General features: G+C 45.0%; 15 protein-coding genes. 6 read left to right on the forward strand and 9 right to left on the reverse strand.

What is annotated here, in order from left to right; genetic code table 11:
- Positions 1-6 precede the first annotated feature (6 nt).
- From L1D44_RS06620 to L1D44_RS06630, 3 genes are all read left to right on the forward strand, one after another.
- Entirely contained in the window at positions 7-588 is a 582-nt protein-coding gene (locus L1D44_RS06620; RefSeq protein WP_239889415.1) for a hypothetical protein, read from the forward strand.
- Positions 589-1,007: 419 nt separating this feature from the next.
- Complete coding sequence (gene dtd / locus L1D44_RS06625; RefSeq protein WP_239889416.1) at positions 1,008-1,445, forward strand: D-aminoacyl-tRNA deacylase; 438 nt, start codon at positions 1,008-1,010, stop codon at positions 1,443-1,445.
- Between the two features lie 49 nt (positions 1,446-1,494).
- Complete coding sequence (locus L1D44_RS06630) at positions 1,495-1,965, forward strand: thioesterase domain-containing protein (RefSeq protein ID WP_239889417.1); 471 nt, start codon at positions 1,495-1,497, stop codon at positions 1,963-1,965.
- A 48-nt stretch (positions 1,966-2,013) separates the two neighbouring features.
- On the opposite strand, the gene L1D44_RS06635 is transcribed toward L1D44_RS06630, so the two are convergent.
- Genes L1D44_RS06635 through L1D44_RS06650 form a run of 4 tightly spaced genes read right to left on the reverse strand, consistent with a single transcriptional unit; the run spans position 2,014 to position 8,090 of the window.
- On the reverse strand, positions 2,014-2,646 hold the full coding sequence (locus L1D44_RS06635) for a DMSO/selenate family reductase complex B subunit (RefSeq protein WP_239889418.1): 633 nt from the start codon (positions 2,644-2,646) through the stop codon (positions 2,014-2,016).
- 12 nt (positions 2,647-2,658) lie between these two features.
- Positions 2,659-5,100: a DMSO/selenate family reductase complex A subunit gene (locus L1D44_RS06640; RefSeq protein ID WP_239889419.1), complete on the reverse strand. Its 2,442-nt coding sequence runs from the start codon at positions 5,098-5,100 to the stop codon at positions 2,659-2,661.
- A gap of 30 nt (positions 5,101-5,130) precedes the next feature.
- Positions 5,131-7,128 (reverse strand): MtrB/PioB family decaheme-associated outer membrane protein, encoded by a 1,998-nt coding sequence (locus tag L1D44_RS06645; RefSeq protein WP_239889420.1) that lies wholly within the window; start codon positions 7,126-7,128, stop codon positions 5,131-5,133.
- Between the two features lie 11 nt (positions 7,129-7,139).
- Positions 7,140-8,090 (reverse strand): DmsE family decaheme c-type cytochrome, encoded by a 951-nt coding sequence (locus tag L1D44_RS06650; RefSeq protein WP_239889421.1) that lies wholly within the window; start codon positions 8,088-8,090, stop codon positions 7,140-7,142.
- 127 nt (positions 8,091-8,217) lie between these two features.
- Here L1D44_RS06650 and L1D44_RS06655 point away from each other — a divergent pair, with 127 nt between their 5' ends.
- A complete protein-coding gene (locus L1D44_RS06655; protein ID WP_239889422.1) occupies positions 8,218-9,102 on the forward strand; it encodes a hypothetical protein in 885 nt (294 codons plus the stop codon).
- Positions 9,103-9,162: 60 nt separating this feature from the next.
- On the opposite strand, the gene L1D44_RS06660 is transcribed toward L1D44_RS06655, so the two are convergent.
- Entirely contained in the window at positions 9,163-9,489 is a 327-nt protein-coding gene (locus tag L1D44_RS06660; protein WP_239889423.1) for a rhodanese-like domain-containing protein, read from the reverse strand.
- Between the two features lie 587 nt (positions 9,490-10,076).
- Between L1D44_RS06660 and L1D44_RS06665 the strand changes: the two genes are divergently transcribed.
- On the forward strand, positions 10,077-10,961 hold the full coding sequence (locus L1D44_RS06665; RefSeq protein ID WP_239889424.1) for a helix-turn-helix transcriptional regulator: 885 nt from the start codon (positions 10,077-10,079) through the stop codon (positions 10,959-10,961).
- Between the two features lie 430 nt (positions 10,962-11,391).
- On the forward strand, positions 11,392-12,972 hold the full coding sequence (locus L1D44_RS06670) for an Ig-like domain-containing protein (protein ID WP_239889425.1): 1,581 nt from the start codon (positions 11,392-11,394) through the stop codon (positions 12,970-12,972).
- A 108-nt stretch (positions 12,973-13,080) separates the two neighbouring features.
- On the opposite strand, the gene L1D44_RS06675 is transcribed toward L1D44_RS06670, so the two are convergent.
- From L1D44_RS06675 to L1D44_RS06690, 4 genes are all read right to left on the reverse strand, one after another.
- The gene (locus L1D44_RS06675) at positions 13,081-14,325 is read right to left on the reverse strand and encodes a beta-ketoacyl-ACP synthase (protein WP_239889426.1); all 1,245 of its coding nucleotides are present in this window, start codon (positions 14,323-14,325) and stop codon (positions 13,081-13,083) included.
- The gene (locus tag L1D44_RS06680) at positions 14,322-15,047 is read right to left on the reverse strand and encodes a 3-ketoacyl-ACP reductase FabG2 (protein WP_239889427.1); all 726 of its coding nucleotides are present in this window, start codon (positions 15,045-15,047) and stop codon (positions 14,322-14,324) included. The genes L1D44_RS06675 and L1D44_RS06680 overlap by 4 nt, the downstream gene beginning before the upstream one ends.
- A gap of 107 nt (positions 15,048-15,154) precedes the next feature.
- Positions 15,155-15,670 carry a hotdog family protein gene (locus L1D44_RS06685; RefSeq protein ID WP_239889428.1) on the reverse strand — a complete coding sequence of 172 codons (516 nt, stop codon included), beginning with the start codon at positions 15,668-15,670 and terminating at the stop codon, positions 15,155-15,157.
- Complete coding sequence (locus L1D44_RS06690) at positions 15,639-16,907, reverse strand: beta-ketoacyl-[acyl-carrier-protein] synthase family protein (RefSeq protein WP_239889429.1); 1,269 nt, start codon at positions 16,905-16,907, stop codon at positions 15,639-15,641. Before L1D44_RS06690 ends, L1D44_RS06685 begins: the two co-directional genes overlap by 32 nt.
- Positions 16,908-16,924: the final 17 nt, after the last annotated feature.

Here is a 16,924-nt window from a genome sequence, read left to right on the forward strand (position 1 = left end):
GACGCTATGAAAAAACTGATTGTTGCAGGCTTAACTATCGGCTTAACTATCGGCCTAACGGCTTGCGCTTCAACCGAAAAAGCAGCAGAGGCAGAAGTTGCTGTCAAAGCGCTTGACAGTGTGGATTTAGGTGGTCTGTCTAACGAAGAAGCCACGACTAAATTGCTCGAAGCACTGTTAAATAAGAGTTATTTGGCATCGCGTGCAGGGCCTAATGGTGTGGCGGTCAATTTTGATAACAGCCAGTTTATTCTGCAGCCGAGCATCAACCCTGATGGTATCGATCGCATCATGATGAATCGCTTCTATGCCATTCACCCTAAGTATGTGGGTAGTAAAGAGATGCTACTGATGATCGGAACCTTGAACCAAAAGCTTAATTTCGCCAAGTTTGTTATCCGCGATCAAGGTGCGGTGATCCAGGTGCAAGGGGCGGCAACATTTGTCGACACCATCACCATGGAGGAGATCCGTCGATTTATCCTATGGATAGATGAAGGTTTACGCCAGATCGGCGAGTCGCTCCCCGAAGGTTCTGAAGACGTGATTAAGCCAATACCTGTGATGCAGAATATTCAGTCGATATAAAGAAGGTTCTAGGAAAAGCAGGCCCTAGGAAAGGCAAAGAAAGGTTCTAGGTGCTAGGAACAGCTAAGACGGAAAAGCGGGAAAAGCTAAGACGAACGGCCTGCGGCCTTGCGGACGTGACTACGTCACTTACGGAACGCTGCGCTTACGGAAAATATGGGAAAAGCTAAGAAAGGTCCTAGGCCCTAGGTGCTAGGAAAAGCTAAGAAAGAGCTAGGTTCTAGGAAAGGCAAAGCCGATAAAGCATACTCTCTTCTGTAGGTTGGGCTTTAGCCCATCAATTTTGCTGTTCCTAGCAGGGCGTAGCCCGTCCTAGAAGCGAAGCGTCCTAGAACCTAGTACCTTGTGTTAAAGCGCAGCGCCCTAGGGTCTAGGTCCTTTTTTTAAGTATTTATTGTTTTAATCGGAGAGTGTTGTACGTGATTGCCCTAATTCAACGTGTGAGTGAAGCAAAAGTTGTCGTTGATGGCACGACTATCGGTGAGATAGATAAAGGCCTGTTGGTATTACTCGGTGTCGAGCGCGAGGATAACATTGAGAAGATGCAAAAACTGGCCACCAAGGTGATGAGCTACCGTGTGTTTTCCGATGAAAATGGCAAGATGAACCTTAACCTTGAACAGGCGGGTGGCAGTCTATTAGTGGTATCGCAGTTTACCTTAGCTGCCGATACTGGCCGAGGATTGCGTCCAAGTTTCTCCGGTGCGGGTACGCCAGATCAAGCGCGTGAACTCTATGAGGCATTTGTCGATTTCTGTAAATCAAAAGGGGTGAACACTCAAACTGGTCAATTTGCCGCAGACATGAAAGTGTCTTTAGTGAATGATGGTCCGGTAACCTTTAACCTGCAAGTCTAGAGCTTTACTGCGTGCTCAGGGGTTGTAAAGGCTAGTATTAGGAAAGCAGATGTCTGATTTAAACTATCAAAACTTGCTAAAGCAGCTGCAACAGACTTGGCATCAAACTATACCTGTAAGTGAGTTTATGCAGATAGCGCCCTTGGCATTTGATGGGGATACTTTCGAAGTCTCTGCGCCAATTGAGCCCAATATCAACCTGCACAACACCATGTTTGCAGGCAGTATCTATACGCTAATGACCTTAACTGGCTGGGGCATGTTGTGGTTGCAGCAGAAACTGGCAGAGCAAGAGGGCGATATCGTATTAGCTGATGCCAATGTGCGTTATATCGCCCCAATTGACTGTCGCCCAGTCGCTAGGGTTAATTGGCCTGATTGCGATTTATCAAAATTGGCCTTAGGCCGTCGAGTCAAAGTGCGCTTAGATGTGGAACTCTATTGCAATGATTTGCTATGTGCCAGCTTTTCTGGGCTTTATGTCAGCAAGGGCAAGTCTTCAAATAGGAAAGACGCTTAGATAGCAGTTAACTACCTAAGCGTTGTTTGAGTAGGGGGTTAGGTCTATTTAGACCTCAAACTCATTGACCAGTTGCCCTTCAGAAGAACCTGAAGATTTTGAGTTTTTATTTTCTATTATCAGCAGATTTGGCTGGGTGATATCACTTGAAGGCAGAGGAGCTACATTGGCGATTTTTGCCATTGGATACTTCTGCTTGAGCTCACTGATTTCACCGAACTGCAATGCTCGCATCGTACATGATTCCACGCATATTGGTTGTTTACCTTCGGCGACACGATCAATACAGCCATCACATTTGATCATATAGCCACGCTGCTGATCAAATTGAGGGGCGTCATAAGGGCATGCTCTTGCACAGCTTTTACAACCAACACATAAGCTAGATTCAATTTTTACAATGCCAGTAGCCCTTTCTTTATGGCACGCCCCCGTTGGACAGGCTTTTACACACACTGGATGCGAGCAGTGATTACATCCAATTGAGGTGTAGTAAGAAAAAACATCGTTACTATGTACAACTTTACCGTCTAAATCGAAGTTACCACCGGCATATTCATACACGCGACGTGGCTTGATTGTGTCGATTACATTGAACTTGTCTTGGCAGGCGATATGGCATGCTTTACAGCCACTGCACTTAGAGGCATCAAATAGGAATCCATATTGTTTATTTGTCATTTTTTACTCTCTCTATGCTGCAGTGAGCTTTACACGTAAGGTTGCTGATGTGCAGCCTTTGGCAATTAAACTTGGGCGAGTGGAAGTGAGCACGTTAATACTTCCGCCATAATCCACTTCATTGACTTCAGTGGCGGTTCGCCATGCTCCTTGAGATAGCGCAATGACTTTAGGCCTAACACGTGAAGTGATTCTGACTGGTAATACGATTTCACCGCGTGGACTCGCAATTTTTGCCAGTTGCTTATTGCTTAGCTGAAGCTCTCTAGCATCGATAGGGTTTAACCAAACACAGTCTTGTACTGCATGGCGCAGCATAGAATGGCTATGGAAACTAGAGTGCACTCGTCCTTTGGTGTGGTATGAAGCCACTTGGAATGGGTAATCAGTATTATCTTCAGTGGCGCCTTCCCAGTGATTTGCAAATTTAGGAATAGCACTGATTTCCTCACCTTCAGGCAAGATCCAGTTTTTGGTTTTATTTACAAGAGACTCTGAGTAGATCTCTATTTTACCCGATGGAGTATTCAGCTTATTTGCAATAGGATCTTGCCTAAACGCTTGTAAGCCTGGAGGTGTAGAGCCGTTGTAATGCTTGAAAATACCTTGAGTCTTGGCGGTGTCATAGTCAGGAAGGCCAAGCGCATTCATCGGTGTCGCCCATAAATGCTTCAACCATTCCTCTTTGGTTCGTCCTTCAGTAAATTGTTCTCCTTTACCAAAACGCTCCGCAATCATTGTGCAAATATCATAAGTTGTTTTTGCTTCATACATAGGCTCAATGGCTTTCTGTGTGATTAAGATATTGGCAAGATCGCCAGAATGCCAGCCATCACAAACGATATCATTGGTTTCAAATTGAGTGACTTCAGGTAGGATGATGTCCGCCATCTTTGCCGATGGTGTCATATAAATTTCAGAGACTAAGACAAACTTAACGCTGCTATTTGGATCGGCTAAAAGTTGTTGAGTACGGTTAATATCCGCATGTTGGGAGCCTGGCATATTACTGCCAGCAACAATAATTGCTCGCAAGTTTTTATCAAGCTTAACTTGCTCAGGATCCGCCGCGCTTGAATCAATCACATCATGTGTTAATGCTGTCATCGGCTCTTTGCTGAGATCATTGGCAATCGCATCTGTCCAAGTAAATGCTGGGATAGACTTAGTGACAGGGTTTTTTAAGCTTGGTATTCCTGGTGTCACAAAAGCATGGGTGTGGTTTTTAGCTCCGACTCCACTAGAGGTTCCTGGTAGGCCAAATTTGCCCAATACCGCGATTAAGGTATAAATGGCTCGGGCGTTGTTTTCGCCATTAGCTTGTCTTTGTAAGCCCCAGCCCATTTGAATAAATGGGGCACTGGCATTGGCAAGTTTAGAGGCTAGATCTTTGATCTGTTGCTGTGAAATCCCAGTGATCGCTTCAGCATACTGGGCATCTTTTACCGTGTTATCGCTACTATTACCTAATATGTAGTCTTTATAGCTTAGCTGCTGTCCTTTTGCTGAGTCAGGTAAAGTATCTTCCGTCCAACCAACAACGTAGCCTTTTAAGAATGCATCATCTACGGCATTGAGCTGAATGAGCTCATAGATTAGCGCCTCAACGAGGGCGGCATCGGTTCCCGGTAGAATAGGCAGCCAAGTATTTTCTTTACCACCGGCAGATTCTGTATAGCGAGGATCAATCATGATCACTTCAGCTTGGGTTTGGCTTAATGCTTCACTCCATTCATAAGCCACACCACCGCCACTCATGAAGGTTTCTTGTGGGTTATAACCAAAACATACCACTAAGTCTGAATTGCGTATCTCTTGTGTAGAGCTTTCTAATCCATTGAGGATTACGCTGCCAACACCATAGGTATACAGGGTTGCAGTATCAATTTGGTGGGTACTATATGAACCATGAATATTTAAGTAGCCACCTAGAAGATGGAATAGGCGTTTCCAAATATGGGTGCCACTGGTTTTCATTCCTGAGGTGCCACTTGATACCGGAAATAGAATCGACTCAGGACCCGCTTCAGGATCTGAATAGATCTCTGAAAGGTTTTCATAGATCTCTGCAATGGCTTGCTGCCAAGATATCTGAATGTACTCACCGCTACCACGTGGTCCTACGCGTTTCATTGGGTATTTAATACGGTTATCAGCATAAATTCGCTGACGCAGTGATCGACCGCGAGGACAGGCGCGAATTTGGCGATTTTCGTAACTGTCTATATCGACGTTATCGGTTTCTAATTGGGTGACTACGCCATCAACAACGGTAAATTTTACCGGACAATTTGAGCCGCAGTTAACAAAACAGGCCTGCCAGCCAGTAGTGACCGCCGGGACTGGTGGCTCTGGTGGATTCACATTGGCATCATCAGAGCTGGTTTTACAGCCAGTTATTGTTGCTGCACAACCCAGTGCCGCACTCGATTTCAAAAAACTTCTACGTTCCATACCTCTATCCTCGTAGTTCACTGCTTGCGATTAACGCAATTTGTAGCTAAACGACAACATCACTTGGTGTGCGTTATAGTTATGATTGATGTCACCCAAGGTCACTAAACCTGGAATATTGTTGATATGCGTTACCGCCGCGTCTGTGTCGTAGTAACGTTCGTACCGATAGCTCAACTTCAACGCCATCTGCTCATTCAGCGCATAGTCCGCATACACACTCGCGCTGTGGTTATAGCTGTAGTAATCGCCGTAAGGTCTAGTGCCTTCAGTCGTCACGTACGTGTCGCTTACTGAGTTGCTAAACAAATAGTCCAGTCCTAATGTCAGCTGCTCTTGCATCAAGCCGCCATAACTTAGTCCTACACCTATGTTGGTAAACTCATCTTCGATGTCGTTGTACCAATCAGCCTGAGCAAAGAATTGACTGCTCGCTTGTGCGGAATTAATCCACTGCTGTCCCACAAAGCCATAGGCGTTTGCATGCTTACTCAGTTGCAAGCTCAAGTTCATGTCATAGCCGTAGTCTTCCGACTCTGTTAAGCCGATTTGTGTTTCGTTGTAATCATCTTTGGCATAGCGAGTGCTCATATCGACACTTAGCCAGTTAAGCGGAGAGTGAGACACTCTCAACTCCAGCGCATTACGAGTGCGGTTGGCTAAGTAGTATTTGCGCATTAAGGCGTTTTGCTCTGATGAAGTCAGTGCATCTGTTTCATACTTTGAGCCACCACGTTCGGCATGCTCCGCCTTTAAATTGATGTTGAAGTTATCTAGTGCGCGTATATTAAACTCCATCCATAAGCTGTCATCATGGGTCTGTTCACGCTCACTGAAACTGCGATCCACTTCCTTACGGTTGTAACCAGCTAGTAAACGGTAACCACTAGCAATGCGGTAACTGGCATTCACCTTGTAATTGTTATGCTCATAATCCCGCGGCGTGTTTTGCCTAAACGCACCCGTCACACTGTTAAACTTGTATTGGGCAAACTCAGCTACTGAGCTCTTGTTGTCGCGCTTGCTGTAGTCAACACTCGCTCCAAGTCGTAAACGGTTAATCAGCATTGAGGTCACAGCCAAGCGCCCATCTAAGGTGTCGACTTGCCCATCCCAGTTTTGCAACGGGTTACCGCTCATCTGAATCAAATCGTCGTCTTGTATCATCCGCCCTGACACTAAACGGCCACTCATCACTGTACGATTAAGTTGGTATTGACCCGACAGTGACACTTGGTGCGCTTGATTATCTGGACTTGCTGAGTACACATCTTTAAGGTGCGGTAAGCTTAGGTGGTTGATGTTGTTCTCATAGAAACTGCCCATGTAGCTGAGCTCTGTTATCCAGTTATCACCATTTAGCGCTAATCCGGCATCCCACTGTTTGGTGGTGGCATCAACGGGTAAACCAAAGTTCACTGGGCTGGGTGTTAGGATACTGCTCGACAGATGACCGGTTTTGTCTTCTTGGCTGTAATGCGCAAAGGCATTGTAAAAATCACGGCCATAATCAAACCCAAGGCCAATCTTTTCGCGCTCAAGGGCTAAATCAAACTGATGGACACTCATACTCGGCGTCAGCATGCCGTTGTTGTGCCATAACTGGCTTTCAACATCACCCGCTTGGTAGGTTTTGATCGTGCTGTAGTCAAACGCCAGCTCATACAGACCCGTTTTACCGGTTTGCAGACTTAAAAAGCCGTTGTCCATGCCTAACTGATGCGCTTGCAATTGACCGCGATACCCTGACTCATCTTGATAACGGACATTACCACTGACGGCAGCTATGACGCCGTCTTCTGCCGTACCAAATGCATTGCCCGCATGAATATCGTTGATATCGTTGTAGCCGACCGACACACTGACACTACCTTGATACCCATTGCTATCACTACAACGTTTACACTCATACTTGCTCTGGTTCACCGACGAGGTGTTGGCATTACCCACACCAAAATCCGCCGCCACTGCTGAGCTAGACACCGCGATTACCGACAGCGTGATCACATTCATTTTGAATAACTTCATCTTGCTCTCCGTTAGCGTTGCAGCAAGCTGCCTGAAGGATGGTTAGAGCCATGAATTTGGCCGTGACAGTTCAAACAGCTCTTACCGCCACCAAATGCATCCATACCTGGCTCTGGTACTACGCGACTAGCATGACCATCGTTGGCATGGCACTGCTGACATAGCTGTGGTGCGCGCTGGTTTAACAAATCATCATTGACGCTGCCGTGAGGGTTATGACAGGTAATGCAGTCTTCAGTTACCGGTGAGTGCTCCCACAGGAACGGCCCGCGTTTTTCTGCGTGACAGCTGTAACAACTGTCGTTAATGGTGGGTTTGGTTAGCGCAGCTTCATTCATAGAACCGTGGGGAGCGTGACAATCGATACAGGTCATCTGGTCCCACTTCAGTGGGTGCGATGAGCGCTTGTTCATGTCGGCTTTTTCTTGGCTGTGGCATGAAATGCAGGTGTCGTTAACCTTCAGCTTGTCCATCACGGGGTCGTTCGCGCTGTGCACTTGGTGACAATCGCTACAGGCGATTTCTTCGAGGTTGTGGGTAGAACTATGCCAGGCCATCTGCTGAGCATCGTTATGACAACCTTGGCACACGGTGTTTTGCGCATTGGCCGACAACTTGCTGTCTGAAGCAAAGCTAATCATCGGCTCTTTACCACCTTTGTTGTGATTGCCTTGTGGACCATGGCAGGCTTCACATTGCAGCCCCGCCATCGGCGATTGGTTGTTGCTACGCAGTCCGTGTACGCCATCGAAGATAGCCATCACTTTCTCGCTTTTTCGGTGACACATCAGGCAAGAGTCGGCACCCTTCGGTGAGTATTTTCCGGCTGCAAACTTCTTAACTAGTGTGGCTTCTAAAGCTTCACTGCTTAAATCTTTCCAAGGGGTGGCCTGTGCTACGCTTGTAAAGAGCACGCTTAACAAGACGATAGAAAGGGGGATTGAGTAATAATAGTTTTTCATTTATTTTATTTTCATCACTTCCGCTTTTTAATTGCACGTCATGATATTTAAATGAGATTTTTGTTTTTTTCATTTTTAGTATCAGAAAAAGACAAGTGTGATATTTATCACTGTAAGGGTTCAAGTAATGGGAAAGATAAGAGTAACTAAAGTAGCTAACTTGAATTTTGCTTTAGATATCTCTGATTCAGATGAAGTAAAGAAGAAGTTGTTAAGTATAGGGTTAAACAGAACGGACTGGATTCTAACCAGTTACGTTAGAAGTTTTCTAAAGAAGCAAAATCTGTTTTTTTGCAATAAGTTAGTCGATGTTATAAGGGCTAATATATCTAGTCATTATTATGCATCTTTTAATCAAGAGTTAAGTGTTTTAGATAACTTAGTTAGGCTTATTGAATTTAATAATATGTCTTCTGCCACTCACTGGGAGGTAGAGGTTAAAGATGGACGTTGTTATATATTTATTGCGGATACGCTCAATGTTAATGGTTATTCTGTATTTGATGAAATTATTTTTTTAACATTTATTTCTGACTACTTGCCTTATTATTTAGGTTTGGAGTGTGATGATCTTGTTGTGCATCTTTGTGGTGAAAGCGATTACTATTCTGATTCATGTAGACATTTTAAAAACATTGAATTCGCTAACCGTTTCACAGGAGTATCGTTTTTAATTGATAATTTCGAAAGATTACCTAAGGCGAAAAATGAGGAGTCATTATCACTGCCTTTTTCTGATCTTGTTGTGGCGGCTATTAATACTTGCTTAGTCATGGAGTTGAAAGTCACTGTCGCTAATGTCGCGTTTTTACTAGGGATGTCTTCTAAGTCTGTGCAACGAGAGTTAAATAAGAATGGTTTAAAGTTTATGCAGATTGTTAAAGGTGTTAAGTTTGCACTAGTAGAAAGGAAGCTCGATGATGTTGTTTTAAAAAATATTTCTTTAGAGATTAGTCCAAACAGTATTAATAATTTTTATCGAGACTATAAAAAATATAGAACTAGAGGTTGATTTTGAATAGTTTCAACCTCTGAATAGAGAGTTATTAAAATTGTTGTAACGAACTCATCGCTAGCGCTTTGGCTGACAGCAGAGTAGATCTTTTAATGCGCCGCCGTTGATTACGCATTCCAAGCCATTGGCCTTTAATATATCGCAGCCTTTTTGGGCGCGAATACCTGCGCCACAATAGAGTACGAATACTTGTTGGCGGTTTTCAACCTTGTGTAACCAAGCATCTAAGTTATCTAGTGGCACGTTTATGGCTTGTGGCAGATGCTCGCTGGCAAACTCTTGCGGTGAGCGCACATCAATCACGGTCGCGCCGTCCTCTATCAGTTGCCAGCATTGATCGCCTGCAGGCTTAGTCGATAATTTTGAAATCTGAGTGTTTAACATATCCACCTCTATTTATTATGATCTTTGATTAAGCGAGTACTGACGGAGCTTATGCTGCTCAAAATCGTACTGGCTAAAGTTTAGACACACATTTAAACCTTTAATTAGATTAATTTCAATAAGTTTTAACTAATACTGCTTTTTGATGGTTAACGGCTTATGACTAGAACACAAAATTAACAAAGAAAATCAGTTATAAAAAAGGATTTTGGTTCTAGGGCGTTGCACTTCAAGGACAGGCTAAAGCCCTGCTAGGAAAAGCTAAAAGCATCACCAGTGCTCTTTCTTAGCTTTTCCTGCTTTTCCCATCTTTTCCGTAAGCCCAGCGCTCCGTAAGGCAGTATGCCGTTCGTCTTAGCCTTTCCTAGAACCTGCTTTTCCTAAAACCTAGAATCTAGAATCTAGAATTGTATTTATACAGAGCCCCCTCTAATTGCCTAAAGCTGCATGTTTGCGTCATGTCACAAGGTTGCTGGTCATGGCTTTGATATGGTTAACAGTAAACTGAGCGTGAGGTGTGTAAGGTTAATGTATTGTGATAATTGATTGTTGGTTTATTTAGCCAGTAAAAGTTTGGTGGTCATTTAATGGTAGAGCAAATAGCTAAAGTTCCGGTAATTGAATTTCGAGCACCACCTAGTCATAAAGAAGGTTTAGAAGTTTTAGATTTAGATAACTTTTATAAGAAGTTGTCACAGTGTAGCTTTGATCCTGCCAAACCACACCGCCTTAAATATTACTGCTTTATTTATATAACTGAAGGTGAGGGGCGGCATTTTATCGATTTTAAATATCACTCTTTCAAGCAAGGGAGTTTTATTTTTATCAGTAAAAATCAGGTTCATGCATTTGATATTGCGAGTCAGGCAAAAGGAAAAATGATCAATGTGACTGAAGAGTTTTTTGATACTATTTTGACTAATGTTCGATTACCATTTTTTGTGCCTACTTATTTTTTAAGCTCATATACACCAGTATTTGATTTGTCACCAGCACTGGCTGACACTTGTGGTTCACTTCTGTATGAAATTGAAAAAACACAATTGAGGCAAAGTTGTGATTCACTGTTTTCTCAACTGGTTTTTTCATCTTTATTGGTCGCGCTTGGCGAAGAGCGTAAAAGTAGCATGGAGCACTTAAGCGAAGCTCAAGCTGTACGTTTTAATCATTTTCTTATATTGATTACTCAAAAGTACACTGAAACGAGGCACGCTCAAGACTATGCTAAAATATTAGGGGTTACATATAAGTCTTTGAATCAATTGTGTAAACTTGCTTGTGGTAAAACAGCTAAACAGTTAATTGATACACACATTATACTTGAAATTAAACGACGTTTAGCGATAGGTAGTTCGCAGGTGCAGGAGGTTGCATATCAGCTTGGTTTTGATGATGTAACCTATTTTATGAGATTTTTTAAACGACATACACAATTGACGCCTTCGAAATTTAAGGCTTGTAGCTATTCTTAATTGTTTGCATTTTAGTGTTCAGACAGAGACTCCGACGAGCCTAGCATTCACTTAACTTTTAGTGTTTTTTTGCGTGATCTCATTATTCGGAAAAATGTGAACTTGTATTTGTCGTCAAGTTCACACTTTGTACCTTAGGTTCGAAAATGACCACTTTAAAAGACAATAAGTCCATATTTATCCCTCCTTGCTTTGATCTATTTTGGTTTCGTTAAGCTTTAATTGCTTAGTTGTGCCTCATTAAGTTGGAGACTTGTGAATTAACGGCTGCAGCGAGTGATTAAGTTTAATTGTGACTAACATTGCGTAGAGAGTTTAGGTTTAAAAAGTCAGTCGGATACATTGCTATATTCACTGTTACTTTCTTAAATGCTTAAGCATGTGTAAGTCAAATAAGAAAAAACAAATTATAAAATTCCTTAAAGGGTGAATGATGATGGATATTTTTGACTTAAATTTTCCGTGTAAAAAGCTGTTACTTGCCAGCATGGTTTCTTTGCTGGTGGCGTGTGGAAGTGATAATGATGACCCTGTTCAACCGCCGGTTGAAAATACGCCACCAGTTGCTAATCCAACAGAGGGAGCAACCACGTTAGGTAATAGTGTCTTAATTGACGCACTTGCAAATGACACAGATGCTGATGGTGATTCATTGGTCATCACTGATGTGAAAGTCAAAGAGGGTACGGGGCAAGCGACAATTAGTGATAACCAAATTCTATTTGAGCCTGCAGAAGTTGGCACAACGATAATCGAGTATTCTATCGAAGATGGTAATGGTGGTTCAGCTCAATCAATCATCACCATAATCGTGTCTGAAAATAATTTAGTTTATGTTGGATCTAATAAGTGTGTTTCTTGCCATATTGATAAAAAAAGCTTTTTTGAAACAGGGCATAACTTTAAGTTTACTAAAATTGAAAATGGTGAGGAGCCTATTTATCCCTTTACATCTATTTCTGGAATTTTAGACTTTATAGAGGGAGTTGATAACACCTTAGGTAAGCCAACTGGTTGGGGGGATATCAGTTATGTGATCGGTGGCTATAAGAGTAGTGCCATGTTTGTTGATATGAATGGCTACATCTTTAGTGGGGATAAAGTCGGGGGAGCTGTCGTGCCAAAAGGCCATCAAGTGACAGCTGAAATGATGTATGCATATGCTCCTAATGATGCCCCTGATGCACATCCTTACGATTACTGTGGACGATGCCATACAACTGGCTGGAAAGATTACACTGAAGCGACAGGTGATTATCGTAACTTGAACAGACAAGATGACATGCCAGGAATGGGCGGTACTTTCGCGTTAACAGGTGTGCAATGTGAGAGTTGTCATGGTGCGGGTGGAGAGCATATTCAAGAGCCATCTAAGCAAAATATTGTTAAGCGTGCAACTGCACGTACTACAGAAGATTATCTTCGTGATGACATGGGTTACGGCAAGGCTGTAGCTTGTAGTGAATGCCATACTGTTGATGATTCAATAAAACGCTATCCTGACTATATTTCGCCGCAAAACGCAGTATTTGGTGGAGATACACAAGGAGGTCGTATTGCCAAGAACGGCGGTGGCCTTAATGGCCGAGGCGGCAGGCATGCAGCAACCACTATGATTGGTACCGATCCAGACTCTGGAGAAGCTATGGGTAAGAAGAAAGATTTTACTTGCTCAACTTGTCACAACCCTCATAAATCTGAGCATTACCAAACGCAACCAGGGCATGAAAACGCGATCGTTAGAGAATGTACAGATTGTCATTCTAAGAAGTTTAATCCGGGTAACGGTGGTGGAGTCGCACATGCGACTATTGCCAAATGTACCGATTGTCATATGCCAAGTGAATCACATATGTTTAAGATTGATATTTCACGGGCGTCTGATGACGCAAGTAATTTCTCTTTAGACGGCAAATATAATAAACCTTGGTTAAGAGCATCTGATAGCTGTAAGACTTGTCATGAGCAGGATTATGATGAAAGAGCTATTGCAATAGGCAATATCCATTAACAGCGATACCTTAATGAGATATTAAATCAACGCCAAGGAGGTTTATGCTCCTTGGCGTTGTTATTTCTTCAGGCTAAATACAATATTAAAGCGATCTGAAAAGGCAATTTAGTGCCATTTTTTAAAGATAAGTGAGGTATTGATGCCGCCAAAGGCGAAGTTATTACTCATCACATAGTCGGTTTCAAGCAAGCGGATCTCATCTTTGATGTAGTCCAGCTCGCCGCACTCAGGGTCGATATCGGTCAGATTCAGTGTCGGTGCAAACCAGCCCTCGTTCATCATCTCTATGCTCACCCAAGCTTCTAGCGCACCGCAGGCGCCGAGGGTATGGCCAGTGTAGCTTTTGAGTGAAGAGATAGGCTGCTCAGCACCAAATACCGCATGGGTCGCCTGTGTCTCAGCGATATCGCCGCGATCGGTGGCGGTGCCGTGGGCATTCACATAGCCAATCTTGTCTGCATCTATGTTGGCATCTTTCAGGGCCAGGCGAATCGCCGTTTCCATGGTGCTGCTGTTTGGCTGCGTTACATGCAGGCCATCGGCATTGGTACCAAAGCCAACAATCTCCGCGTAGATCTTAGCGCCGCGAGCCTTGGCATGCTCAAGTTCCTCTAGCACTAGCGTGCAGGCGCCTTCACCAATCACTAGACCGTCGCGCCCCTTGTCGAACGGGCGTGGCGTCTCCGCTGGCGTATCATTCTTAGTGCTGGTGGCAAATAGGGTATCGAAGACTACCGCCTCGGTTGGACACAGTTCTTCGCCGCCGCCAGCAAGCATAAGATCTTGTTGGCCATACTTGATCGCCTCATAGGCGTAACCGATCCCTTGGCTACCTGAGGTACAGGCGCTGCTGGTGGTGTGCACTCGGCCCTTGAGGCCAAAGAAAACTCCCACGTTTACCGCCGTGGTGTGTGCCATCATACGGATATAGCTGGTGGCAGTAACACCCGACATATCGCCATCTTTAAGCATGTCACCGAATGCCACAATTGGATCGGTACTGCCCGTCGATGAGCCGTAAGCTATGCCCATGGCGCCCGATGTCACCACGGGATCATCGAGTAGGTTGGCATCTATCAGTGCCAGTTCACTAGCACGGGTGGCCATGATCGACACCCGTCCCATGGAACGGATCTTCTTACGCTTGTAGTGGCTTGGTACTTCGAAGTCAGTAATAGGCGCTGCTAAGCGGGTATGCAGATCGGCAAACCTGTCCCATTCGTCCATGCGTACCACGCAGTTCTTCTGCGTCTTTAAGCTCTCAGCAATGCTTGGCCAATCATGGCCTAGGGCTGAAATGCCACCAACGCCAGTGATCACTACGCGGCGAGGAAAAGCTGCTTGGCTCATATCATGCCTCCGTTTACCGAGATCACTTGGCGGGTGATATAGGCGGCGTCTTCTGACATTAAGTAATTGGCTAGGCCTGCAATCTCAGACGGCTTACCCATGCGGCGCATCGGCACAATATCGTTGACCATCTCTTTTGGTATATCGCTAACCATATCGGTCTCGATAAGGCCTGGGGCGATGCAGTTTACGGTGATTTTACGTTTAGCGAGCTCTAAGGAGAGCGCCTTAGTCGCGCCAATAATCCCCGCCTTAGATGCGCTGTAGTTGACCTGACCACGATTGCCAGCAATGCCCGATACCGATGCAAGGGTAATGATGCGTCCACCTTGGCGGCTTTGTACCATAGGCATCACAGTCGGATGAATAACGTTATAGAAACCATCTAGGTTGGTGTGGACTACGCTGTCCCATTCTGACTCTGTCATCGCAGGGAAGGCGGTATCGGCATTGATACCGGCATTGAGCACCACGCCATAATAGGCACCATGCTGCTCAATGTCTTGCTCTATGGCTTGTTTGACCGCGGCTCTGTCGGCGATATCAAACTGCAGACAGCTGACCTTAATCCCGAGCTGCTCAAGCTCCGTCTTGGTGGCATCGGCGGCGGTTTGATTGCTATGAAAATGCATCGCAATATCATGGCCTGAAGCGGCAAGTTTTAGGGCGATGGCTTTGCCTATTCCGCGGCTTGAACCGGTAATTAATACTCTTTTCGTCATCTTGTTGCTCCCTGCGTAGCGCCCATTAGTCTGATATTTGTGGTTGCCTCAGTGAGGCTAGTTATGACTGAGTAGGTACGCTGCACCTTGGTATTTTTATCGATAAATTACTGAGTAGACTCGGCAATGTAGGCTAAGGCATCTTGTGGCTGGAACACATTCACATTGGCTTCGGCCACTACCTCTTGGTTATGCAATATTTGGCAGTCAAATACCGCTAAGCCCGATTCCTCTTGGTAGAGGCGAGTCACTCGAGTTTGATAGCTTTGTCCAAGCTTAAATATTGGGATATGCATCTTCAGCTTGCGGCTTCCCAGCAAGAATCCCACTCTAATAATGTCGGCCCGCAGATGGGCTTCTACACCTGCCAGTGCCGCGATGCTTTGTGCCATATATTCGATGCCTACATAGTTGGGCACGCCATTGAGAGTGGCATCGAAATAAGGACTTGAGGCCGATATCTCCGTCTGGGTCAGCAAGCTATCAGGGCTATAGTGCAGTAGCTGGCTGATTAAGATCATCGGCTGACGGTGAGGGATAAACTTTTCCACCTCTTGTTCGGCAAGCTTAGTGACATCACACGGAGTTGCATCAAGCATCTTGGTTGGTCTCAATTGAGTCATTGTTTATATTCTTTGGCGCTTCTTTGCTTGAGCAGTTACGGCTCAAGATCAGGCTAGCATTACTGCCACCAAAGGCAAAAGAGTTACTCATTACGTGATTAATATTGGCCTGTTGCCCTTTGGTGACTAGCGGAAGGCTTGGGTCGTTAGGATCTTGCTCGCCATCCCACACCTGCGGTGGCAATTGCTGGTGAGTATTGTAATCACTGAGCAGTAGATAGCAAAATGCCGCTTCTATCGCACCTGCGGCGCCCAAAGTATGGCCGGTTAGTGACTTGGTTGAGCTGCATGCTGGCAAGTTATTGCTAAACACTTGGTGTACGGCGCGGCTCTCCATGGCATCATTCTTGGGCGTCGCAGTGCCATGTAGGTTGAGGTAATCGATCTGTTCCGGCTTAAGCTTGGCCATATCAAGGGCGGCTTGCATAGCATTGACTGCGCCTCTGCCTTCGGGGTGCGGCGCCGAGATATGGTGGGCATCGCTAGATTCACCTATGCCACTGAGAATTATTGCTTGCGCCTTATTTTGTCCTGTTGATCTCTCTAGGGTAAAGAGCGCGCCGCCTTCTCCGATATTGATACCATCACGATTGACGCTAAAGGGTTGGCAATGACCGCTAGATATCGATTCGAGGGAGTAAAACCCATTAAGGGTAAGCTTACACAGGGTATCGATACCACCGACAATCACCATGTCGCAAACATCGGCATCGATAAGACGCTTGGCGCTGGCAAAGACTTTGGCGCTAGAGGAGCAAGCGGTTGAAACGGTATAGCAAGGACCAGTTAACTCAAAGTAGGCCTGCAAAAATTGGCTGGTATCGCCAAGTTCTTGCTTGGCATAGTCATACTCTTTTGGAAACTCACCATGAGCTTCAAGCTCGCTTAGCGCGGTTTCGCCAGTGGCAATACCCGAGGTGCTGGTGCCGATAACGATGCCGATCCGTCCACAACCATAGCGTGCCTTCGCTTGCTCAACGGCTTGTTCAATTTGCTGGGCAATCAATAGCGTAAGTTGGTTATTACGGGTATCAAATCGCTTTAAGGCGGATGGGAGTTCGGGCAACTTGGCATTGACTTGGCCAACCAGTACTGAACGTTCAAATAGCAGGTCGTCACGCCACTGCATGCCAGTGGTACTGGCTTGGAGTAGATTATCGAGCACGACTTGCTGGGACTGACCTAGAGGGCAGCATAAACCTAGATGGGTTATCGCGATTTGTGTTGTTGAGTTCACTAAAATGTCCACTAAAT

Source organism: Shewanella sp. Isolate13 (assembly GCF_022398325.1).
GTDB lineage: Bacteria > Pseudomonadota > Gammaproteobacteria > Enterobacterales > Shewanellaceae > Shewanella.